Below are 20,649 nucleotides of genomic sequence, written 5' to 3'. Positions count from 1 at the left end.
GTCAGGCCCAGCCGAGCTCGTGCAACCGGTCGTCGTCGATCCCGTAGAAGTGCGCGATCTCGTGGACGAGGGTGACGTGGATCTCGTCGCGCAGCTCGTCGAGCGTCTCGCAGGCGGCGAGGTGGGGCTCGCGGTAGAGGATGATCCGGTCGGGCATCTCGCCGAAGCCGTAGCGCTCGCGCTCGGTCAGCGCGACGCCGTCGTAGAGGCCGAGCAGGTCGAGCGAGCCGTCCTCCGGGCGGTCCTCGACGACGAAGACGACGTTCTCGAGTCCGTCGACCATGTCGTCCGGGAGGGCGTCGAGCTCGGCGACGACCAGCGTCTCGAACCCGGCCTCGTCGAGGGTGAGCATCGCCTGGCCTCTCGTCGTCGATCGGGTCGTGTCGCCGGTCTGCTCGTGTCGTCGGCCGGGAGGAGCGGCGGGAAGACGGAAGGCCCGGAGTCCACGACTCCGGGCCTTCTCGACTGGGGTGAGTAACGGGGCTCGAACCCGCGACCTCCTAGACCACAACCAGGCGCTCTGCCAACTGAGCTATACCCACCAGGACGGTGTTCCGCGGGGGTGACCCGCGAAGCAACTGTACGAGAGTACTACATCCGCGAGGCGAACTCGTCCACGACGGCGGCCGAGACCGCCTGCACCTCGGCGGAGGTGGGGCCCGGCTCGGGGACGAAGACGGCCCGCCGGTAGAAGCGGAGCTCGCGGATGCTCTCGAGGATGTCGGCGAGGGCGCGGTGGCCGCCGTGCTTGGCCGGGGCGTTGAAGTAGATGCGCGGGAACCAGCGGCGGGCCAGCTCCTTGACGGTCGAGACGTCGACGTTGCGGTAGTGCAGGTGCGCGTCGAGACGCGGCATGAACTTGACCAGGAAGGCGCGGTCGGTGCCGATCGAGTTGCCGGCGAGCGGCGCCTGCTGCTCGGCGGGGACGTGCTTGAGCACGTACTCGAGGACCTCGTACTCGGCCTCGGCGACGCTCACGCCGTTCGGGATCTCCTTGAGGAGGCCCGAGGTCTCGTGCATGTTCCGGACGAAGTCGCCCATGTTCTCCAGCGCCGAGGCGTCGGGGCGGATCACGATCGACAGCCCCTCGTCGAGGGGTTCGAGATCGAAGTCGGTGACGATCACGGCGATCTCGACGAGCTCGTCGACGGCGAGGTCGAGTCCCGTCATCTCGCAGTCGATCCAGACAAGACGGTCGGGGGCGCTACTCATGCGCCGCAGTCTATCCGCGGCCACCGACACGGCCGCGGCGCCGGGGGAGCGCCTCCTAGACTCGGTCTCCGTGATGATCCTCGTCTGCGTGCTGCTGATCGCCAACGCCGTCTGGAACGCCGTCGTCTGGCCGCCGTTCCTCCGCCGGGTGCGCAAGGACCCGCGGGCCCGCGACGCCTCGGGCCGGGCCACGACCTTCCTCCGCGTCCACACGGTCCTGATCGGGATCTCGCTGCTGCTCGCGGTCGTCTCACTGGTCGTCGGCGTGCTGGGGCTCGTCCGGGGCGCCTGAGGTCGCTCTTCCGCCGGCGCCGTGGCGACGCCGCCCCCCGGAAGCCCCGTAGTACCCTGGCGAGACGCCCCCGTAGCTCAGCGGATAGAGCAGCAGCCTTCTAATCTGACGGTCGCAGGTTCGAGTCCTGCCGGGGGCACGTCCGCGTCCGCGGGCCCCGTGCCGGCTCTTCCCCGGGGCCTCGTTCTCCGTCGCCCGTCACCGGCTCGCGGACGTGCCCCGGACGCGGGCCAGGACGTCCCCCGGACGCGGGCTCGCGGTCCGGGTGCCGCTAGCACAGTGCAGAAATCTGAGCAACACCGGCGTGTTTCGTCGCATCAGCGGTTCCGGCCCTCCACCCGCCCCTAGGCTGGGCGAGCACCGGAATTACAACGACGTAAGAAACGGAGGTACGACCATGTTGCTCCTCGCCATCCTCGGCGGAATCGCCGTCGCGTGGACGATCATCGCGGCGCCCCTCGCTGTGCTGGTCGGTCGAGTCGCTCGTGCTCGAGATGCGCACGTCTGAGGCGTACGAACTGCACCACGGAGAAGGCCCCGATCGCATACGCGATCGGGGCCTTCTCTTCGTCCCGGAGGTCGGCTACTCGGCCGGGCGGGCGGTCGCGGTGCTCTGATCCCGGTCCGCCGGAGTGTCGTCCGACTCGTCCGCGGGGGTCGCCGGGGTGCTCGCCGCGGGCTGCTCGACGGGCGGGAGCTCCTCGACGGTGCGCTCCCGCGAGGGGACGTCGAGGCGGTCGACGTCGGCGAGAAGTCGGCGCGTTTCGTCGGTGTGGGGGCCCTCCGCGGCGGGCGGCAGGACGATGGTCGGCGTCGACGGACGCTCGAACGCGGCGGTCGGCTCCGACGATGCTGCTCCGATGACGACCGGGGTGGCCGCGGCGGCGGGAGTGGAGTGCGCCGGCTCCGGGGCGCGGTCGCTCGACGTCTCCGTCGAGGCGCCGGTCTTCGGCGTCTCGGGACGCGAGGTCTCCGAGAAGCGCCAGCGCTCGAGGTCGGCGAGGAAGGCCTTGCGGGCGCGGTTCGGCTTGTCTCGCCAGAGCACGAGGCGGTCGCGGAACTCGCCGACACTCGCCTGCGTCTGGTAGCCGCCCGTCGACGAGGTGTGCTTGAGGTCGGCGAGCTCGTGCGCGGCCCAGTTGGCCGCCACTCCCGAGCCCTTGACCGGCAGGAGGCGGAGGTGCGTCTCGGCCTGCGCCGCGGCGCGGTCGCTGAGGATGCGCTCGGACTGGCTGAGCACGTTCCACGCCGACGCGTCGACCGCGGCATCGATGAGCGTCGCGATGACCGCGTTCTTGCGCTCGTGCTCCTGCTGCCGGATGAGGCGCGCGACCGCCGAGCGGAGGACGAGCGCGGCCACGATCACCCCGACGATCACGGCGAGGAGGACGAGCGCGGCGACGAACACCGACTGGCGCCCTTCGGCCGTCTGGACCCAGGTCACGAATTCGTTCCACCACTGCATGAGCCGAACGTTAGCCCGGGGCCCGGCGGCAGGCGGGTCAGGCGCGCCGACCCCCGGGGGATCGGCGCGCCGAGCCGGGGCTCAGGCGACCCGGAAGACCTCGATCGCGTCCTCGACGCTCCAGAACTCGCCGATCTCGGGTCCGGACGGCATCCCGGCACGGAGGAGCCGGGCGCGGTACTTCTCGCCCTGCGGCCCCTCGACGAGCTCGACGTGGCCCACGATCGAGCCCGCGCCGGTGCTCACGCGCCAGAGGCGCGCGTTCACGCGGGTGAGGGTGGGCGGGACGCGGGTGGCGTGAAGGGTGGTGAGGGACACTGCTTCCTCCTGCTGGTCGTCGTGTGCGGGAGCACCCACCGGCCGAGTGCTCTCGCAGACTACGAGCGACCACCGACATCGCCGCCGGCCCGCGGCGGTCGGTTCGGAACGTCAGTTCAACGACGTCCCGTGCACCGCGAACTCCTCGATCGCGGCGGTCTCCGACTCCGTCAGGGGTCCGGCCTCGAGGGCCGCGACGTTCTGCTCCAGCTGGGCGACGCTCGAGGCGCCGATGATCGCGCTCGTGACCGTCGGCACGCGCAGCACCCAGCTCAGGGCGAGCTGCGCGAGGGTCTGGCCGCGGCCCTGGGCGATCGCGTTCAGGCCGCGCACTCGCTCGAGGTACTTCTCGTCGATCCGGTCGGAGGAGAGGAAGCGCGACGTCGCGGCGCGGGAGCCCGCGGGCACCGTGCCGTCGAGGTAGCGGTCGGTCAGCAGCCCCTGCGCGAGCGGCGAGAAGACGATGCAGCCCGTGCCGATCTCGTCGAGGACCGGGAAGAGGCCGTCCTCGATGTGGCGGTCGAAGAGGGAGTAGCGCGGCTGGTGCAGCAGCAGGTGCACGCCGCTGCCGGCGAGGGCGGCCTCGGCGGCGCGGGTCTGCTCGGGGCTGTAGTTCGAGATGCCGACGTACAGCGCCTTGCCCTGCTCGACGGCCGCGACCAGCGCGCCCATCGTCTCCTCGATCGGCGTCTCGGCGTCGGGGCGGTGCGAGTAGAAGACGTCGACGTAGTCGAGCCCGAGCCGGGTCAGGCTCTGATCCAGCGAGGAGAGCAGGTACTTGCGCGAGCCGCCGTCGCCGTAGGGGCCGGGCCACATGTCGTAGCCGGCCTTGGAGGAGATGACCATCTCGTCGCGGTAGGGGCGGAAGTCCTCGGCGAACAGGCGGCCGAACGCGGTCTCCGCGGCGCCGTAGGGCGGTCCGTAGTTGTTCGCGAGGTCGAAGTGGGTGATCCCCAGATCGAACGCGCGGCGCAGGATCGCGCGCTGGGTGTCGAGGGGGCGGTCGGATCCGAAGTTGTGCCAGAGGCCGAGCGAGAGGGCGGGCAGCATCAGCCCGCTCCGTCCTGCGCGTCGGTAGTCCATGGCGTCGTAGCGGGCGGGGGCGGCGTCGTAGCTCACCCGGCGACTCTATTCCAGGGGGTGAGCGCTGCGGAATGCGGACGCGGCGGAGCGTGTTGGATCGGAGGACGCGCCCGGCACCCCGGCCGCGTCGATGCGACAGGAAGTGAGTCACACGCAATGCGCACATTCGTACTCGCCGGAGGATGCTTCTGGTGTCTGGACGCCGTCTACCGCGTCCTCGACGGCGTGACCGACGTCGTCTCCGGCTACACCGGCGGAACCACCCCGAACCCCGATTACGAGTCCGTCTGCACGGGCCGCACCGGGCACGCGGAGGCCGTCGCCGTCACCTTCGACCCCGGGGTGATCCCGGAGCAGGTGATCCTCGACGTGTTCTTCACGCTGCACGACCCGCGGCAGCTCAACCGCCAGGGCAACGACGTCGGCACCCAGTACCGCTCGGCGATGTACTACTCCTCCGACGAGGAGAGGGAGCTGTTCGAGACCGCTCGCGACCGCGCGTCCGAGTGGTGGGACGGCCCGATCGTCACCGAGATCGCGCCGCTGGGCGCCTACCACGAGGCCGAGGACTACCACCAGGACTTCTTCGCCAAGAACCCCGGTCAGGGCTACTGCCTCGCCGTGGCGCTGCCGAAGGTGAACAAGATCCGCAAGTCCTACTCGAAGTACATTCTCGCGTCCTAGCGCTCCTCCCCAGGCGACGATCTCGCCGGGTCTCCACCGAAGGGCCCGCCTCCACCACGGAGGCGGGCCCTTCGTCGCGACACTGTCCCTGCGTCGCCCGGGCGGTTCCAGCCCCCTCCGCCCGGGCGGCGCCCCCGTCGCAGTCGCGTCGGGAGCAGAGGAGCGTCGCCCGTGGCGGCGACCGAGGAGAGGACAGCAGCATGACCGACACCCTGACCGTCATCGGAGTCATCGGCACCGAGCCGCGCAGCGTCGACACGACGAGCGGCACCGCGATGACGACCTTCCGCCTGGCGTCCGCCCAGCGGCGCTACGACCGCTCCACCCAGCGCTGGGTGGACGGCGCGACCAACTGGTACACGGTGAACGCCTTCAACGGGCTGGCCGGCAACGCCCTGGCGTCGCTCGCCCGCGGCGACCGCGTCCTGGTGACCGGTCGCCTCTCCGTCCGCTCCTGGGAGTCCGGCGGCAAGGCGGGCACCGACGTCAGCGTGATCGCGGAGGGCCTCGGCCACGACCTGGCCTGGGGCACCACGCGCTGTACCCGGACGGTCGGGCGGGCGAAGGCGGCAGCGCCCGAGTCGGCAGCGCCCGAGTCGGCGACGGCCGAGGCGGCAGCGCCTGAGGCGGTCGCGACCCGCGCGAGCGGCTGGAGCGCGGAGGCGCCGGCCGCCGTCGAGGGCGCCTCCTCCGCCTCCTCCGCCGGCGACTGGGGCGCAGCGCGCGCCTGCGCGCCGGAGCCGTCCGAGGCGTCGTTAGAATCGGTCGACGCCCCGTTCTGACGCGGCGTCCGGCGCGCGTCCGGCCGCCGCGGGAGGGATTCGAGTGAGCACACGGACCGTCGTCCGCGCCGGCCTGCGAGCGGGAGCGGTGCTCGCGCTGCTCATCGGGATCGCGGGCTGCACGGCCCCCGCCGCGCCGCCCGCCGCCGAGAGCCCGTCGGCCTCCGCCGCCCCGTCCGCACCCGAATCGGCCGCTCCCGTCGCGCTCGTGCCCGGCGGCACCGCGGAGGAAAACTTCCCCTTCTTCCGGCAGATCGTCACCGCCGCCGCGGGCTCCGACCCGGAGACGCTCGGCCGGAGCGTCGTCGACGCTCTCGTGGCCGCCGGCTTCGCGAAGGAGTCGATGCAGCTGACCGCCGACGAGACGTCGGTCGGCCTCGAGGCCGACTCCGTCCAGGTCTCGGTGAAGGCGAGCGACGCCTGCCTGATCGGGCAGTACGGGCCGAAGGTGGACGGCGTTCGCGCGATCGTCGCCGCGCCGATCGCGACCGGCGCCTGCCTCATCGGCAGCACCGTCCCGCTCGACGGCTGAGCCGACGGCAGAAGTCGGAGCACGGAGCCGAACGCCACGAGCCTCCAGCCGGTATCCTCGGTACCGGCCCGGCCTCCGACCTTCCCGCTTGCGCTCCCGCGTGCGGTGGTCGATCACCGGCGACATTCCGGCCGAGGGGCACCCGACGAACGGGACGCCCGCGGCGGAGAGCGGGGCTCCGAGAACGTACGAGCGGTTGAGGGACTGAAGTGGCTGAATACATTTACTCGATGGTGCGCGCCCGCAAGGCGGTCGGCGACAAGCTGATCCTGGACGACGTCACCATGTCGTTCCTGCCCGGGGCGAAGATCGGCGTGGTCGGCCCGAACGGCGCCGGCAAGTCGACGATCCTGAAGATCATGGCGGGGCTCGACACCCCCAGCAACGGCGAGGCGCGGCTGAGCCCGGGCTACACCGTCGGCATCCTGATGCAGGAGCCGGAGCTCGACGAGACCAAGACGGTGCTCGAGAACGTCCAGGAGGGCGTCGGCGAGATCAAGGGCAAGATCGACCGCTTCAACGAGATCTCGCTGGCGATGGCCGACCCGGACGCCGACTTCGACACGCTCCTCGCCGAGATGGGCACCCTGCAGGAGGCCATCGACGCCGCCGACGCCTGGGACCTCGACTCGCAGCTCGAGCAGGCGATGGACGCGCTGCGCACCCCGCCGGGAGACTCACCCGTCACCAGCCTCTCCGGCGGCGAGAAGCGCCGCGTGGCGCTGACCAAGCTCCTGCTGCAGAAGCCCGACCTTCTGCTGCTGGACGAGCCCACCAACCACCTCGACGCCGAGAGCGTGCTCTGGCTCGAGCAGTTCCTCTCCAAGTACCCCGGAGCCGTCCTCGCCGTCACCCACGACCGGTACTTCCTCGACAACGTCGCGGAGTGGATCGCCGAGGTCGACCGCGGCCACCTCTACCCGTACGAGGGCAACTACTCGACCTACCTCGAGAAGAAGAGCGCGCGCCTCGAGGTGCAGGGCAAGAAGGACGCCAAGCTCGCCAAGCGCCTGACCACCGAGCTCGAGTGGGTCCGCAGCAACGCCAAGGGCCGCCAGACCAAGTCGAAGTCGCGCCTCGCGCGCTACGAGGAGATGGCGGCGGAGGCCGAGAAGACGCGCGTCCTCGACTTCGAGGAGATCGTCATCCCGGTCGGCCCGCGCCTGGGCTCGCAGGTCATCGACGCGAAGAAGCTGCACAAGTCCTTCGGCGACCGCGTCCTGATCGACGACCTCAGCTTCACACTGCCGCGCAACGGCATCGTCGGCGTCATCGGCCCGAACGGCGTCGGCAAGACCACGCTGTTCAAGACCATCGTCGGCTTCGAGCCGCTCGACTCGGGCGACCTGCGGATCGGCGAGACGGTCGACATCTCCTACGTCGACCAGACCCGCGGCGGCATCGACCCGAACAAGAACCTGTGGGAGGTCGTCTCCGACGGGCACGACTACATCCAGGTCGGCAAGACCGAGATCCCCTCGCGGGCCTACGTCTCGCAGTTCGGCTTCAAGGGCCCGGACCAGCAGAAGCGCGCCGGCATCCTCTCCGGTGGCGAGCGCAACCGCCTCAACCTGGCGCTGACGCTCAAGCAGGGCGGCAACCTGCTCCTGCTCGACGAGCCCACCAACGACCTGGACATCGAGACGCTCGGCAGCCTCGAGAACGCGCTGCTCGAGTTCCCCGGCTGCGCCGTGGTGATCACTCACGATCGCTGGTTCCTCGACCGGATCGCGACGCACATCCTCTCCTACGAGGGCACGGAGGACGACCCGGCGAACTGGTACTGGTTCGAGGGCAACTTCGAGTCCTACGAGCAGAACAAGATCGAGCGCCTCGGCCCGGACGCGGCGAAGCCGCACCGCTCCGCGTACCGCAAGCTCACCCGCGACTGATGCGCCTGCACGTCGCCATCCCGCTGCGCTGGTCGGACTTCGACGCCTACGCGCACGTCAACAACGCCGAGATGCTGCGCCTGCTCGAGGAGGCGCGCATCCAGGCGTTCTGGCGCCCCGACTCCCCGGAGCCGGGCGGGAGGGCGACGGCGGTGCTCGACGCCCGGCCGGGCGCGCGCACGATCAGCCTGATCGGGCGCCAGGAGATCGAGTACCTCGCGCCGATCCCGTACATGCGCGCCCCGCTCGACATCGAGCTGTGGATCGGGCGGATCGGCGGCGCGAGCCTCGAGGTCTGCTACGAGCTGTACTCCCCGGTCGGCGTCGAGCCGCGCGTGCTCTACACCAAGGCCGCCACCACGCTGGTCATGGTGACGGCCGCGACGGGCCGCCCCGAGCGCATCCCGGAGGAGCTCCGCGAGGTCTGGGCGCCGTACGTCGAGGAGCCGGTCGCCTTCTCCAAGCGGAGCTGACGGCGGCCCGTCGGGCGGGCGGCAGCGGCGCGAGCCGGGCCGCTCAGCCGAGCGGGACGCGGACCATGCCCTCCTGGGCGACGCTCGCCACCAGGCGGCCGTCCCGAGAGTAGATGCGGCCGAGCGAGAGACCGCGACCGCCCGAGGCGCTCGGCGCCTCCTGCACGTAGAGCAGCCACTCGTCGACGCGGGCGGGGCGGTGCCACCACATCGCGTGGTCGAGACTCGCGATCCGCAGCCCCGGGGTGATCCAGGCCGCGCCGTGCCGCCGCAGCGTCGACTCGAGGATCGTGTAGTCGCTCGCGTAGGCGAGGGCGGCGCGGTGCAGCAGCGCGTCGTCGGGCAGCGGCCCGAGCGCGCGCATCCACACGCACTGGTGCGCGGTGCGGTTCGGATCCGCGCGCAGGTAGACCGGCTGCTCGACGTGGCGGACGTCGAACGGCCGCTGGGTCGCCCAGAAGCTGCCGACCGGGTGGTCGACGCCCTTCAGCACCTCGGCGGTGCTCGGCAGCGACTCGGGGTCGGGGACGCCCTCCGGCATCGGCGTCTGGTGGTCCAGGCCCTCGTCCTCGGTCTGGAACGACGCGATCATCGAGAGGATCGGCGCGCCGTTCTGGTAGGCCTGCGTCCGCCGGGTGGCGAACGAGCGGCCGTCGTGGATCCGGTCGACCGAGAAGGTGATCGGCAGCGAGACGTCGCCCGGCCGGAGGAAGTAGCCGTGCATCGAGTGCACGCTGCGCTCGTCGACGGTCCGGCCCGCCGCGATCAGCGACTGCGCCAGCACCTGGCCGCCGAAGACGCGGCCCTCCGGCATCCACTGCGAGGGACCGGTGGAGATGTCCTCGCTGGTGCGCGCGCCCGTGTCGACGAGATCGAGGGCGGTGAGGAACGAGGAGAGCGGATCGGACACGGGACCTCCGGGGTGTCTGCCGATCAGGAGAGCGGCCTCGGGTAAGTTTATCGACGCGATGATGTCGTCCTTCTCCCTGGCGGATCCGCCCAGCCTCTCCGATCTGCGCGTGTTCCTCGGCCGGTCCGCGCGCGTCGAGGACGGCGCCGTGCGCCTGCTCGCCCAGGACCGGATCCTGGCGGCGTACACCGCGATCCTTCAGCCGCGCGGCCTGCTCGACCGGTCCTCCACCGTGCTCGGCCTGCGCGTCTTCGCGCTCGACGAGCCCACCTCCTTCGATCGGGTGGTGCCGATCCGCGCCCTCTCCGACCGGCTCGCCCGCCTGCAGTGGGAGCCGGGGGGAGCGGACGGCAAGCCGGTCGTGCTGCCCGACGGCGACGACGCCACCGCGGGCGCCTGGGCCGGCATCTCGCCGCCGCGCGGGGGCTGGCAGCGGCGCGAGCCGGTCGATCCGGCGTTCCTCGAGAAGGTCGCCCGCGACGGCATCGACGAGATCGCCGCGGCCGTCGGCTCTGAGACCGGCGAGCAGATCGTCGGCCGCGTGCGCTCGACCGTCTGGGGCCGTCCGCTGGACGGCCTGGAGGACGTGCCCGCCGGCGCCGCCTTCGCGCTGTTCGCCCTCGGCTTCCTCGGCGCCGACGACCCCGTCGCGCTGCTCGAGAGCGGGCAGTGGCGGCGGCTCACCTCGCGGCGCGGGCACGTGCTCGTCCGCACCCCCGCCTGATCCGAGGCCGGCGGGAAGCGCCGAGCGCTACTCCTCGAAGGTGTTGACCATCGCGTGCGCCGCGCGCTCCAGGTAGTCCCAGAGCATCGCGTCGTCCGCCGGAGCCAGCTCCAGCTCGTCGACCGCGACCCGCATGTGCGCGAGCCAGTGGTCGCGGGCCTCGGGGTTCACCTTGAACGGCTGGTGGCGCATCCGCAGCCTCGGGTGCCCGCGCTCCTGGCTGTAGGTGCCGGGGCCGCCCCAGTACTGCTCGAGGAAGCCGGTGAGCCGCTGGATCGCGCCCTCGAGGTCGTGCTCGGGGTACATCGGCCAGAGGACCTCGTCCTCGCGGACGCCCTCGTAGAAGCGGCGGACGAGGCGCTCGAAGGTCGGTCGTCCACCGAGGTGCTCCCAGAAGGAGCGCATCGGGGGAGTGCCGCCGATCTGCAGCCCGCTCACGAGCGCGGTCCCGTCTGGGGCGGCACGGAGCCGCCGTCCTGCGGGCGCTGAGCGGGCTCAGCCGCCTTCGGCCGTCGCAGCGCCCTCGGCAGGCGCACCGGCTTGCCGTGCTCGGTCGTGACCGTGGCGGTCGGCGTCGTGCGCGGTCCCTTCACGCCGCCGACGCTCGTCGCGCCCTCGAAGCCGCTGAGCACCACCGCGCTGAGCGAGGGCAGCTTGACGTCGAGGCTGTCCAGCGCGCGCTTCAGGCGGATGCGGAGCTCGCGCGCCACGTCGTCCTTCGCGGTGGTGCGGGTCTTCAGCACCACGCGGATGACCAGCGCGTCGTCGGCGATCGACTCGAGGCCCCAGAGCTCGGGCTTGTCGATGATCCGCGCCCGCCAGCGGCTGCTCGAGGCGAGCTCGTTCGCGGTGCTGAGGATCGTGCTCTGCACGGATTCGAGGTCGGTCTCGTAGGGCACGGCCAGGTCGATGATCACTCGCGACCAGCCCTGCGACATGTTGCCGACCCGGACGATCTCCCCGTTGCGGACGAACCAGAGTGTGCCGTTCACGTCGCGGATCTGCGTGATCCGCACGCCGACCGCCTCGACGACGCCCGTGGCCTGACCGGTGTCGACGACGTCGCCGACGCCCAGCTGGTCCTCCGCGACCATGAACAGGCCGTTGAGGACGTCCTTGACGATGTTCTGCGCGCCGAAGCCGAGGCCGGCGCCGAGCGCGGCGGTCAGCAGCGCGAACGAGCCGATCAGGGTGTTGTCGATGGTGTTCACGATCATCACCACGGCGACGACGACGATCAGGATCGAGCTGATGTTGTTGAGGATCGAGCCCAGCGTCCTCGTGCGCTGCACGACCCGGACGGCCGCGAGCGGAGAGGCGGCGATCGCCTGGGTGTCCTCGACCCGCTGGCGCTTCTTCACCCCCGAGACGATCTGATCGACGACGCGCCCGACGACGAAGTGCGCGATGACGCGGGCCAGCAGGGCGCCGAGCACGATCGCGAGGACGGCGACGCTCTTCCAGAAGAGCTCGGAGTCGAAGAAGGAGATGGTCGCGGCGACGGGGTCTGGGGTGGAGGTCTCGAGTAGCAGCATCCCGTCCAGGCTAAGGGACGGGCGCCTGCGAGCTCCGGTGACGCCGGAGGGACGCGAGGCGGCATCGGGGGATAGATTCGACGGGGGCCGGCCCGGCCTCCGCACTCCGCACCCGAACTCCGCACCAGGGGAAGGACGCCCGATGCTCCACTCCACCCGGACTCCCGCCGAGAAGCGCCGCCTCTTCCGCGAGCGGCTCGCGACCGGCGAGCTGCTGCAGCTGCCGGGGGCGTTCACCCCGCTGTCGGCGCGGCTGATCGAGGAGAAGGGCTTCGACGGCGTCTACGTCTCGGGCGCGGTGCTGTCGGCCGAGCTCGGCCTGCCGGACATCGGCCTGACCACGCTGAGCGAGGTCGCGGGCCGCGGCCAGCAGATCGCGCGGATGACCGACCTGCCCGTCCTGATCGACGCCGACACCGGCTTCGGCGAGCCGCTCAACGTCGCGCGCACCGTGCAGATGCTCGAGGACGCCGGAGTGACGGCCCTGCACATCGAGGACCAGGTCAATCCCAAGCGCTGCGGACACCTCGACGGGAAGGCCGTCGTCGACGAGAGCACCTCCGTGCGGCGCATCGCCGCTGCGGTCGACGCCCGCCGCGATCCGGGTCTCGTGATCATGGCCCGCACCGACATCCGCGCGCTCGACGGGCTGCAGGCCGCGATCGACCGGGCGAAGCGCCTCGTCGACGCGGGCGCCGACGCGATCTTCCCCGAGGCGATGCGAGACCTCAGCGAGTTCGAGGCCGTCCGCGCCGCGATCGACGTCCCGGTGCTGGCGAACATGACCGAGTTCGGCAAGAGCGAGCTCTTCACGACGCAGCAGCTCGCCGACGTGGGGGTGAACATCGTGATCTACCCGGTGTCGCTGCTCCGCATCGCGATGGGCGCGGCGATGCGCGCGCTCGACGCACTGAAGGCCGAGGGCTCGCTGCAGTCCGAGGTCGCCGGGATGCAGACGCGGGCCGAGCTCTACGAGCTGCTCGACTACTCGTCCTACAGCCGCTTCGACGAGGGCGTCTTCGACTTCAGCCTCGCCGGCCACCACGGCGTCTGAGCCACGACCCAGCCGGCGGCTCCGGTCGCCGATCCGATCGCGAAGGAGCGAGCGATGAGCACCACCGAGCAGGACATCCGCAAGGGACTCGTGGGGGTCGTCGTCGACAGTACGGCGATCTCGAAGGTCGATCCGGAGTCGAACTCGCTGCTGTACCGCGGCTATCCGGTGCAGGAGCTGGCGGCGTCCTGCTCCTTCGAGGAGGTGTCCTGGCTGCTGTGGAAGGGCGAGCTGCCGACGCCGGCCGAGACCGAGCACCTGCGCGCCTTCGAGCGAGCGCACCGGGAGTCGGCGCCGGAGGTGCGCGCGGTGGTCGAGCTGCTGCCGGTGACGGCGCATCCCATGGACGTCGTGCGCACCGCGGTGAGCGTGCTCGGCGCGCTCGAGGATGACCCGGACGACGAGGCGCCGGAGGCGGTGCTGGAGCGCTCGATGCGGCTCTGGGCCGTCCTGCCCGCCGTCGTCGCGGGGATCCAGCGCCGTCGGCACGGGCAGGAGCCGATCGCCGCGCGCGACGATCTCGACTACTCCGAGAACTTCCTCTGGATGACCTTCGGCGAGCTGCCCGATCCGGTGGTCGTCGACGCCTTCCGGGTGTCGCTCGTGCTGTACGCCGAGCACTCCTTCAACGCCTCGACCTTCACGGCGCGCGTGGTCACGTCGACGCTGTCGGACGTGCACTCCGCCGTGACGGCGGCGGTCGGCGCGCTGAAGGGCCCGCTGCACGGCGGGGCGAACGAGGCCGTCCTGCACGTCTTCGACGAGATCGGCATCGGGCCGGAGGCGGGGCCGCGCGCGCGGGCCTGGCTGGCGGAGGCGCTCGGGGCGAAGCGCAAGGTGATGGGCTTCGGCCACCGCGTCTACAAGTCGGGCGACTCGCGCGTGCCGACGATGGAGGCGGCGCTCCGCCGGGTGGCGGAGCAGACCGGGGCGGACGACATGCTCGAGCTCTACGACGCGCTGGCCGCCGAGATGAGCGAGCGCACGGGGATCCTGCCGAACCTCGACTACCCGTCCGGTCCGGCCTACCGCCTGATGGGCTTCGACACGGAGCTGTTCACGCCGCTGTTCGTCGCGGCCCGCGTCGTCGGCTGGACCGCGCACGTCCTGGAGCAGCGCGCCTCGAACGCGCTCATCCGCCCGCTGTCGGCGTACGACGGGCCGGCCCGCCGCTCGGTCCCGGAGCGCTGACCCCGCGCGGTTCCCATCGTGCGCTGTGCGCGCTCCGCATGCTGGTCGAGTAGCCGCGGAGCGGCGTATCGAGACCCACCCCTCCTGGTGGCCGGGGATCTCGATACGCCGCTGTGCGCGCTACTCGATCAGCAGGGCCGGCGTGCTCAGAGCGCCGCGTCGCGCTCCTGCGCGCGCAGGGCGCGCTCGACGCCGGCCAGGTTCTCGATGACCAGACGGCGCAGCGCCGGCACATCCGGGTTCGCGTCGAGCCACGCGCGGGTGGCGTCCACGATCGCCGGCGTCGGCGTCGCCGCCGGGTAGAAGCCGACGACGAGGTACTCCGCGATCTTGTAGCTCTTCGCGTCCCACAGCGAGCGGAGGGCATCGAAGTACACCGGCACCATCGCCTCGAGGACGGCGGGGTCGCTGGTGTGCTGGAAGCCGAGACCCGTTGCGCGGACGATCGTGTTCGGTGCCGAGTCGTCGAGCGTCACCGAGTCCCAGGCCGCGCGCTTGGCCTCCGCCGTCGGGATCGCCGCGCGGGCGTTCGCCGCGGACTGCGCTCCCGTCGCGGTGTTGTCGGCCGCGAGGGCCGCGTCGATGTCCGAGGCGTCCGCCCGTCCGCCGGCCACGAGAGCGATCAGCAGCTCCCAGGAGAGATCGGTGTCGATCTCGAGCCCCGGCAGCGTCGTGGTCCCGTCGCGCAGCGCCTGCACCGCGTCCAGGTGGGCGGGCGTCGTGGCGACGGCGGCGAGCACCTTCACGAACTGGAACTGCGCGTCGCTGCCGGCCTCGGCGCCCTGCGCCAGCGTCCACAGCCGGTCGCCCACCTCCGCGAGGACCTCGTCGCGGTGCTCCGGCGCGACGTACTGCGAGGCGGTGCTCACGAGCTGGCCGAGGACCGTGCGCAGCGTCGTCGACTCGGTCTCGGTCGCGATGTTGCCGAGCACGAGGCGGACGAAGTCGCGCGGTGCGGACTCGGCGTCGCGCGTCGCGTCCCAGACCGAGCCCCAGACCAGCGAGCGCGCGAGCGGGCTCGAGATGCTCGCGAGGTGCTCGATCGCCACGGCGAGCGAGGCGTCGTCGAGCCGGATCTTCGCGTAGGCGAGGTCGTCGTCGTTGAGCAGCACCAGCGCGGGGCGGGTGCGGCCGATCAGCTCGGGCACCTCGGTGCGCTCGCCGTCCACGTCGAGCTCGAGCCGGTCGACGCGCACGAGGCGGTCGCCCTCGAAGTCGTAGAGGCCGATCGCGAGGCGGTGCGGGCGGATGGTCGGGTAGTCGGCGACCGCGCTCTGCAGGATCGCGAACGAGGCGATGGCGCCCTCGTCGTCGACCTCGATCTCGGGGCGGAGCGTGTTCACGCCGGCCGTCTCGAGCCACTGCGCCGACCACTCGGTCAGGTCGCGGCCGCTGGTCGCCTCGAGCTCGACCAGCAGGTCGCGCAGCTCGGTGTTGGAGAACGCGTGCTTCACGAAGTACTCGTGCACGCCGGCCAGGAACTCCTTCTCGCCGACCCAGGCCACCAGCTGCTTGAGCACCGAGGCGCCCTTGGCGTAGGTGATGCCGTCGAAGTTGACCTGGACGTCCTCGAGGTCGTTGATCGTCGCGACGATCGGGTGCGTCGAGGGCAGCTGGTCCTGGCGGTAGGCCCAGCTCTTCTCCATCGCGGCGAAGGTGGTCCAGGCCTCGGTCCACTCGGTCGCCTCGGCGGTGGCGAGGGTCGAGGCGTACTCGGCGAACGACTCGTTCAGCCAGAGGTCGTTCCACCACTTCATCGTCACCAGGTCGCCGAACCACATGTGCGCGAGCTCGTGCAGGATCGTGACGACCCGGCGCTCCTTGACCGCGTCGGTCACCTTGGAGCGGAAGACGTAGGTCTCGGTGAAGGTGACGGCGCCCGCGTTCTCCATCGCACCCGCGTTGAACTCGGGGACGAAGAGCTGGTCGTACTTCGCGAACGGGTACGGCACCCCGAACTTCTCCTCGTAGAAGGCGAAGCCCTGCTTGGTCTTCTCGAAGACGTAGTCCGCGTCGAGGAACGGCGCGAGTGAGGCGCGGGCGAACACGCCCAGCGGCACGGTGCGGCCGTCGGAGGAGACCAGCGAGTCGGTCTCGACGACGTAGGGGCCGGCGATGAGCGCGGTGATGTACGAGGAGATCCGCGGGGTGGGCTCGAAGCTCCAGGTCGCGACGCCGTCGCCGGCGGGGACCGGCTCGGGGGTCGGCTGGTTGGAGACGACCTGCCAGGCGGCGGGCGCGGTCACAGTGAAGGAGAAGGCGGCCTTGAGGTCGGGCTGCTCGAACACCGCGAAGACGCGGCGCGAGTCCGGGACCTCGAACTGCGAGTAGAGGTAGACCTCGCCGTCGACCGGGTCGACGAAGCGGTGCAGGCCCTCGCCGGTGTTCGTGTAGAGCGCGTCGGCGTCGACGCGCAGCACGTTCTCGGCCGCGAGCGAGTCGAGGCGGATCCGCACGCCGTCGGCTACGTCGGCCGGGTCGAGCTCCACGCCGTTCAGCGTCACCGTGTGCACGGTCTTCGTGATCGCGTCGATGAAGGAGGAGGCCCCCTCCGTCGCCTTGAAGCGCACGGTCGTGGTGCTGCGGAAGGTCTCGGCCCCCCGCGTGAGGTCGAGGGCCACGTCGTAGACGTCGACCTGGATCAGGGAGGCGCGCTCCTGCGCTTCGCTCCGGGTGAGGTTGTCTCCAGGCACAGGGTGCTCCATCCGTTCGTCTCGGCGCTGCCGCTTCGGCGCCGGGGTGCGGGCGCCACCGAACCACCCTAGGGCCGTGCCGGGCCTGCGCACCCGGGAGGCGCCGAGAGGCGTAGCGTGGCCTCATGACCGCCGTTGACTTCTGGTTCGATCCCTCCTGCCCGTGGGCCTGGATGACCTCCCGCTTCGTGGACGAGGTGACGCCCGGCCGCGACCTCGACGTCACCTGGCACATCATGAGCCTCGCCGTGCTCAACGAGGACCAGGACGTGAGCGACGACTACCGCGCGTTCTTCCCGCGCGCCCTGCGCTACACGCGCCTCGTCGCCGCCGTCGGCGAGCGCGAGGGGCAGGACAAGGTCAAGCCGCTCTACGACGCGCTCGGCACGCGGATCCACAACGGCGGCCGCACGGACGTCGACGCGGTCATCGCCGAGTCGCTCGCCGAGGTCGGCCTCGATGCCGAGCTCGCCGCCTACGCCGACACCGACCAGTACGACGAGCCGATGCGCGCCTCGCACTTCGACGGCATCGGCCGGGTCGGCCAGGACGTCGGCACGCCCGTCATCGCGATCGGCGACATCGCCTTCTTCGGACCCGTCATCTCGCCGATCCCGCGCGGCGAGCAGGCGCTCTCGCTCTGGGACGGCCTCGTCGCCGTCGCGTCCTACGACGGCTTCTTCGAGCTCAAGCGCTCGCGCACCCGCGACCCGATCTTCGACTGAACCGCGGTCCGCGCGGGGGCCCGGTCCTCTTCTGAGGACCGGGCCCCCGCGCGAGCGGTACCCTGACTCCCGGCCCCGGATCCACGGGCCACGAACGGCTTTCCGGAGGACGAGCGCGTGCGCATCCACATCGCAACGGACCACGCCGGGCTGGACTTCAGCCGGCACCTGATCGAGCACCTCGGTGCCGCCGGCCACGACGTGGTCGACCACGGCCCCACCTCGTACGACCCGCTCGACGACTACCCCTCGTTCTGCATCAACGCGGCCGCCGCGGTCGTGCGCGACCAGGAGGCCGGCGTCGAGGCGCTCGGCGTCGTCTTCGGCGGCTCGGGCAACGGCGAGCAGATCGCGGCGAACAAGGTCGCCGGCGTCCGTGCCGCCCTGGTCTGGAGCCTCAGCACCGCGGTGCTCGCCCGCCAGCACAACGACGCGAACGTGATCTCGATCGGCGCGCGCCAGCACTCGGTCGAGGAGGCGACGGACTTCATCGACGCCTTCGTCGCCGAGCCGTTCTCCTTCGAGGAGCGCCACGTGCGCCGCATCGCGCAGCTCGCCGAGTACGAGGCCACGGGCGACATCGCCGGCCGCACGGTCGACTCCGCCGCGAGCGGCCGCTAGGTGCCCGAGGGCCACTCCGTCCACCGCATCGCGCTGCAGTTCGAGCGCGACATCGTCGGTCACGCCGTCGCGACCAGCAGCCCGCAGGGCCGCTTCGCCGAGGGCGCCGCGCTGCTGGACGGCCGGACCGTGCTCGAGTCGACCGCGGTCGGCAAGCACCTGCTGCTGCGCTTCGAGGGCGACGCGACGCTGCACGTCCACCTCGGTCTGTACGGGGCCTGGGACTTCCTCGGCCGCGTCTCGCCGCTCTTCGACGACGGCAAGGCGGGCAGCAGCATCGGCGCCCCGCGTCGGCGACGGGCCGTCCGGCTCTCCGAGACCGAGCACGAGACCGACAGCGATCTCGAGGAGTTCCCGCCGCCGCCGATCGGTGCCGTGCGCGTGCGCATCCAGACGGAGGAGACCGTCGCCGACCTGCGCGGCCCGACCGCCTGCGAGGTGATGGACCCCTCCCAGGTGGAGGCGCTGCTCGCCCGGCTCGGACCGGATCCTGCGGCGGACGACTCCGACGAGGCGCGCGACCGCTTCGTGAACCGGCTGCGCAAGACGGCCACACCGGTGGGCCTGGTGCTGATGGACCAGTCGGTCGTCAGCGGGATCGGCAACATCTACCGCGCCGAGCTGCTCTACCGCGCCGGCCTCGACCCGCACACGCCCGGGAAGCTGGTGCCCCTCGAGCTCGCCCGCGAGCTCTGGGCCGACTGGGCGCTCCTGCTCGAGGACGGCATCCGGACCGGGATGATGATCACCCGCCGGGGGCTGACGAAGACGCAGCGCTCCGCGGCCGTGCGCAGCCGCGCCGAGCGCAACTACGTCTACAAGCGCGAGGGACTGCCCTGCCGGGTCTGCGGCACGAACGTCCTGCTCGAGGAGATCGGCGCCCGCAAGCTCTACTGGTGCCCGGTGTGCCAGTCGTGACCGCCTGATCTGCTCTCCGTGACCGACGATCGAGAGGATCCCGTGACTCCGAGCCTGCTCCTGCGCACCACGCGGCTCCTCGGCCAGGACGCACCCGTGTCCGTGCTGCTCCGCGAGGGGCGGGTCGAGGCGATCGCTCCGGACGGCGCTCTCGACGCCGCCGGGGCGGGGGACACCGAGGTGCTCGACCTCGACGGCCGCTGGCTGCTGCCGGGTCTCTGGGACGAGCACGTGCACTTCTCGCAGTGGTCGATGACCGCACCGCGCCTCGATGTCTCCACGGCGCGGTCGGCGGCGGAGACGGTGGAGGCGGTCCGTGCGCGGCTCGCCCTCGCACCCGACTCGCCGGCGACCCTCGTCGGCTTCGGCTTCCGCGACGGACTCTGGCCCGATCTGCCGACGACGGCCCTGCTCGACGCGGTGGCGCCGGAGCGACCGGTGGTGCTGGTCAGCGGCGACCTGCACTGCGCCTGGGTCAACTCCGCCGCGCTGCGCCGCTACGGCTTCGCGCCACAGGACGACATCCTCCGCGAGGAGCCCTGCTTCCGCCTCGTCACCGCTCTCGGTGCGCTGAGCGACGAGGAGCTCGACGATCTGGCCGACGAGGCGGCGCGCCGTGCGGCCGCCCGCGGCGTCGTCGGGGTCGTGGATCTCGAGATGCGCTGGAACGCGGGGGACTGGACGCGGCGGATCGCCCGCGGCACCCGCGCGCTGCGCGTCGACATCGGCGTGTACCGCGATCACCTCGACCGCGCGATCGTGGAGGGGCTGCGCACCGGGGACGAGATCGCCGGCGGCGAGGGGCTGCTCCGGATGGGCCCGCTCAAGGTGCTGATCGACGGCTCGCTGAACACCCGGACCGCCTACTGCGTTCATCCGTACGCCGGGCACGAGGGCCGCGGCATCCTCACCGTGGACCCCGTCGAGCTCGACGAGCTGCTCGCCCGGGCGGCCGCGGCGGGCATCCGCCCGACGGTGCACGCGATCGGCGACGCGGCCGCGACGGTCGCGCTCGACGCGCTGGACAAGGTCGGCGGCGGCCGGATCGAGCACGCGCAGCTGCTCTCGGACGCCGACCTGCCCCGCTTCGCCGGGCTCGGCGTCGTCGCGGGAGTTCAGCCGGCGCACGCGCTGGACGACCGGGAGGTCGCCGACCGCTACTGGGCCGGACGCACCGGCCGGGCCTTCGCGCTGCGCTCGCTGATCGACTCCGGCGCGACGGTCGTGCTCGGCTCCGACGCCCCGGTCGCGCCGCTGGACCCGTGGGTCGCGATCGCGGCCGCCGTCGCGCGGGCCCGCGACGGTGATGAGCCGTGGCACCCGGAGCAGCGGGTCACGATCGCGGAGGCGCTCGTAGCGTCGACCCGGACCCGCCGCCTCCGTCCCGAGGCGGGCGACGTCGCGGATCTGGTCGCCGTCGAGCGCGACCCGCTCGCCTCCGACGGGGAGCAGCTGCTCACCATGCCGGTCGCGGCGACCGTGATCGCCGGTCGGCTGACGCACCACGGCTGACCGGCCGCGAGTGCCGGGACGACGAACGGCCCG

Annotated in this window: 22 protein-coding genes and 2 tRNA genes; 14 read left to right on the top strand and 10 right to left on the bottom strand. The window is 71.8% G+C overall.

Features of this window, described 5'->3' with window-relative positions:
• Position 1 precedes the first annotated feature (1 nt).
• The 3 genes from HRK28_RS00905 to orn all read right to left on the bottom strand — a co-directional run bounded on the left by HRK28_RS00905 (position 2) and on the right by orn (position 1,212).
• On the bottom strand, positions 2 to 352 hold the full coding sequence (locus HRK28_RS00905; protein WP_160089043.1) for a metallopeptidase family protein: 351 nt from the start codon (positions 350 to 352) through the stop codon (positions 2 to 4).
• Between the two features lie 114 nt (positions 353 to 466).
• A tRNA-His gene (locus tag HRK28_RS00900) sits at positions 467 to 542 on the bottom strand.
• Positions 543 to 591: 49 nt separating this feature from the next.
• Entirely contained in the window at positions 592 to 1,212 is a 621-nt protein-coding gene (gene orn, locus HRK28_RS00895; RefSeq protein WP_173250130.1) for an oligoribonuclease, read from the bottom strand.
• A gap of 73 nt (positions 1,213 to 1,285) precedes the next feature.
• Here orn and HRK28_RS00890 point away from each other — a divergent pair, with 73 nt between their 5' ends.
• Positions 1,286 to 1,504: an SCO4848 family membrane protein gene (locus HRK28_RS00890; protein ID WP_160091311.1), complete on the top strand. Its 219-nt coding sequence runs from the start codon at positions 1,286 to 1,288 to the stop codon at positions 1,502 to 1,504.
• Positions 1,505 to 1,570: 66 nt separating this feature from the next.
• Positions 1,571 to 1,643, top strand: a tRNA-Arg gene (locus HRK28_RS00885).
• 444 nt (positions 1,644 to 2,087) lie between these two features.
• On the opposite strand, the gene HRK28_RS00880 is transcribed toward HRK28_RS00885, so the two are convergent.
• The 3 genes from HRK28_RS00880 to HRK28_RS00870 all read right to left on the bottom strand — a co-directional run bounded on the left by HRK28_RS00880 (position 2,088) and on the right by HRK28_RS00870 (position 4,406).
• Entirely contained in the window at positions 2,088 to 2,948 is an 861-nt protein-coding gene (locus tag HRK28_RS00880) for a hypothetical protein (RefSeq protein WP_173250128.1), read from the bottom strand.
• A 102-nt stretch (positions 2,949 to 3,050) separates the two neighbouring features.
• Complete coding sequence (locus HRK28_RS00875) at positions 3,051 to 3,287, bottom strand: hypothetical protein (RefSeq protein ID WP_160089049.1); 237 nt, start codon at positions 3,285 to 3,287, stop codon at positions 3,051 to 3,053.
• Between the two features lie 111 nt (positions 3,288 to 3,398).
• Positions 3,399 to 4,406: an aldo/keto reductase gene (locus tag HRK28_RS00870; RefSeq protein ID WP_173250126.1), complete on the bottom strand. Its 1,008-nt coding sequence runs from the start codon at positions 4,404 to 4,406 to the stop codon at positions 3,399 to 3,401.
• A gap of 120 nt (positions 4,407 to 4,526) precedes the next feature.
• On the opposite strand from HRK28_RS00870, the gene msrA reads away from it, so the two are divergent.
• From msrA to HRK28_RS00845, 5 genes are all read left to right on the top strand, one after another.
• Positions 4,527 to 5,054 (top strand): peptide-methionine (S)-S-oxide reductase MsrA, encoded by a 528-nt coding sequence (msrA, locus tag HRK28_RS00865; protein WP_173250124.1) that lies wholly within the window; start codon positions 4,527 to 4,529, stop codon positions 5,052 to 5,054.
• A gap of 200 nt (positions 5,055 to 5,254) precedes the next feature.
• The gene (locus tag HRK28_RS00860; RefSeq protein ID WP_173250121.1) at positions 5,255 to 5,836 is read left to right on the top strand and encodes a single-stranded DNA-binding protein; all 582 of its coding nucleotides are present in this window, start codon (positions 5,255 to 5,257) and stop codon (positions 5,834 to 5,836) included.
• A 43-nt stretch (positions 5,837 to 5,879) separates the two neighbouring features.
• Complete coding sequence (locus tag HRK28_RS00855; protein ID WP_173250120.1) at positions 5,880 to 6,368, top strand: hypothetical protein; 489 nt, start codon at positions 5,880 to 5,882, stop codon at positions 6,366 to 6,368.
• A gap of 209 nt (positions 6,369 to 6,577) precedes the next feature.
• The gene (gene ettA / locus HRK28_RS00850; RefSeq protein ID WP_160089059.1) at positions 6,578 to 8,260 is read left to right on the top strand and encodes an energy-dependent translational throttle protein EttA; all 1,683 of its coding nucleotides are present in this window, start codon (positions 6,578 to 6,580) and stop codon (positions 8,258 to 8,260) included.
• Complete coding sequence (locus HRK28_RS00845; RefSeq protein ID WP_173250118.1) at positions 8,260 to 8,733, top strand: thioesterase family protein; 474 nt, start codon at positions 8,260 to 8,262, stop codon at positions 8,731 to 8,733. Before ettA ends, HRK28_RS00845 begins: the two co-directional genes overlap by 1 nt.
• A gap of 43 nt (positions 8,734 to 8,776) precedes the next feature.
• On the opposite strand, the gene HRK28_RS00840 is transcribed toward HRK28_RS00845, so the two are convergent.
• Positions 8,777 to 9,643: an acyl-CoA thioesterase II gene (locus HRK28_RS00840; protein ID WP_173250116.1), complete on the bottom strand. Its 867-nt coding sequence runs from the start codon at positions 9,641 to 9,643 to the stop codon at positions 8,777 to 8,779.
• Positions 9,644 to 9,704: 61 nt separating this feature from the next.
• Between HRK28_RS00840 and HRK28_RS00835 the strand changes: the two genes are divergently transcribed.
• On the top strand, positions 9,705 to 10,367 hold the full coding sequence (locus HRK28_RS00835; protein ID WP_347877735.1) for a hypothetical protein: 663 nt from the start codon (positions 9,705 to 9,707) through the stop codon (positions 10,365 to 10,367).
• Positions 10,368 to 10,394: 27 nt separating this feature from the next.
• Here the strand turns inward: HRK28_RS00835 and HRK28_RS00830 are convergent, their stop codons facing one another.
• Positions 10,395 to 10,772 carry a globin gene (locus HRK28_RS00830; protein ID WP_123446018.1) on the bottom strand — a complete coding sequence of 126 codons (378 nt, stop codon included), beginning with the start codon at positions 10,770 to 10,772 and terminating at the stop codon, positions 10,395 to 10,397.
• Positions 10,773 to 10,801: 29 nt separating this feature from the next.
• Positions 10,802 to 11,902, bottom strand: coding sequence for a mechanosensitive ion channel family protein (locus tag HRK28_RS00825; protein ID WP_160089065.1), 1,101 nt, complete (start codon positions 11,900 to 11,902; stop codon positions 10,802 to 10,804).
• Positions 11,903 to 12,044: 142 nt separating this feature from the next.
• Between HRK28_RS00825 and prpB the strand changes: the two genes are divergently transcribed.
• On the top strand, positions 12,045 to 12,956 hold the full coding sequence (prpB, locus tag HRK28_RS00820; protein WP_173250113.1) for a methylisocitrate lyase: 912 nt from the start codon (positions 12,045 to 12,047) through the stop codon (positions 12,954 to 12,956).
• Between the two features lie 54 nt (positions 12,957 to 13,010).
• The gene (locus tag HRK28_RS00815; RefSeq protein ID WP_173250111.1) at positions 13,011 to 14,147 is read left to right on the top strand and encodes a bifunctional 2-methylcitrate synthase/citrate synthase; all 1,137 of its coding nucleotides are present in this window, start codon (positions 13,011 to 13,013) and stop codon (positions 14,145 to 14,147) included.
• A 146-nt stretch (positions 14,148 to 14,293) separates the two neighbouring features.
• On the opposite strand, the gene pepN is transcribed toward HRK28_RS00815, so the two are convergent.
• The gene (gene pepN, locus HRK28_RS00810) at positions 14,294 to 16,840 is read right to left on the bottom strand and encodes an aminopeptidase N (RefSeq protein WP_173250109.1); all 2,547 of its coding nucleotides are present in this window, start codon (positions 16,838 to 16,840) and stop codon (positions 14,294 to 14,296) included.
• A gap of 125 nt (positions 16,841 to 16,965) precedes the next feature.
• Between pepN and HRK28_RS00805 the strand changes: the two genes are divergently transcribed.
• The 4 genes from HRK28_RS00805 (at position 16,966) to HRK28_RS00790 (ending at position 20,616) form a co-directional block, all read left to right on the top strand.
• A complete protein-coding gene (locus HRK28_RS00805; protein ID WP_160089073.1) occupies positions 16,966 to 17,565 on the top strand; it encodes a DsbA family protein in 600 nt (199 codons plus the stop codon).
• Positions 17,566 to 17,682: 117 nt separating this feature from the next.
• The gene (locus tag HRK28_RS00800; protein WP_160089075.1) at positions 17,683 to 18,186 is read left to right on the top strand and encodes a ribose-5-phosphate isomerase; all 504 of its coding nucleotides are present in this window, start codon (positions 17,683 to 17,685) and stop codon (positions 18,184 to 18,186) included.
• Positions 18,187 to 19,104 carry an Fpg/Nei family DNA glycosylase gene (locus tag HRK28_RS00795; RefSeq protein WP_173250107.1) on the top strand — a complete coding sequence of 306 codons (918 nt, stop codon included), beginning with the start codon at positions 18,187 to 18,189 and terminating at the stop codon, positions 19,102 to 19,104.
• 42 nt (positions 19,105 to 19,146) lie between these two features.
• Positions 19,147 to 20,616, top strand: coding sequence for an amidohydrolase family protein (locus tag HRK28_RS00790; protein WP_173250105.1), 1,470 nt, complete (start codon positions 19,147 to 19,149; stop codon positions 20,614 to 20,616).
• The last annotated feature ends 33 nt before the right edge of the window (positions 20,617 to 20,649 follow it).

The organism is Rathayibacter sp. VKM Ac-2835 (genome assembly GCF_013266705.1).
Taxonomy (GTDB): Bacteria; Actinomycetota; Actinomycetes; order Actinomycetales; family Microbacteriaceae; genus Rathayibacter.
This window is presented reverse-complemented; position numbering and strand designations above follow the sequence as displayed.

Excerpts from the sequence above, each read along its gene's own strand:
- HRK28_RS00845 (WP_173250118.1), top strand. The coding sequence starts at position 8,260 with ATGCGCCTGCACGTCGCCATCCCGCTGCGCTGGTCGGACTTCGACGCC.
- HRK28_RS00825 (WP_160089065.1), bottom strand. The coding sequence starts at position 11,902 with ATGCTGCTACTCGAGACCTCCACCCCAGACCCCGTCGCCGCGACCATC.
- HRK28_RS00860 (WP_173250121.1), top strand. The coding sequence starts at position 5,255 with ATGACCGACACCCTGACCGTCATCGGAGTCATCGGCACCGAGCCGCGC.
- HRK28_RS00905 (WP_160089043.1), bottom strand. The coding sequence starts at position 352 with ATGCTCACCCTCGACGAGGCCGGGTTCGAGACGCTGGTCGTCGCCGAG.
- HRK28_RS00815 (WP_173250111.1), top strand. The coding sequence starts at position 13,011 with ATGAGCACCACCGAGCAGGACATCCGCAAGGGACTCGTGGGGGTCGTC.
- HRK28_RS00805 (WP_160089073.1), top strand. The coding sequence starts at position 16,966 with ATGACCGCCGTTGACTTCTGGTTCGATCCCTCCTGCCCGTGGGCCTGG.
- HRK28_RS00835 (WP_347877735.1), top strand. The coding sequence starts at position 9,705 with ATGTCGTCCTTCTCCCTGGCGGATCCGCCCAGCCTCTCCGATCTGCGC.
- prpB (WP_173250113.1), top strand. The coding sequence starts at position 12,045 with ATGCTCCACTCCACCCGGACTCCCGCCGAGAAGCGCCGCCTCTTCCGC.
- HRK28_RS00890 (WP_160091311.1), top strand. The coding sequence starts at position 1,286 with ATGATCCTCGTCTGCGTGCTGCTGATCGCCAACGCCGTCTGGAACGCC.
- HRK28_RS00830 (WP_123446018.1), bottom strand. The coding sequence starts at position 10,772 with ATGCGCTCCTTCTGGGAGCACCTCGGTGGACGACCGACCTTCGAGCGC.
- msrA (WP_173250124.1), top strand. The coding sequence starts at position 4,527 with ATGCGCACATTCGTACTCGCCGGAGGATGCTTCTGGTGTCTGGACGCC.
- orn (WP_173250130.1), bottom strand. The coding sequence starts at position 1,212 with ATGAGTAGCGCCCCCGACCGTCTTGTCTGGATCGACTGCGAGATGACG.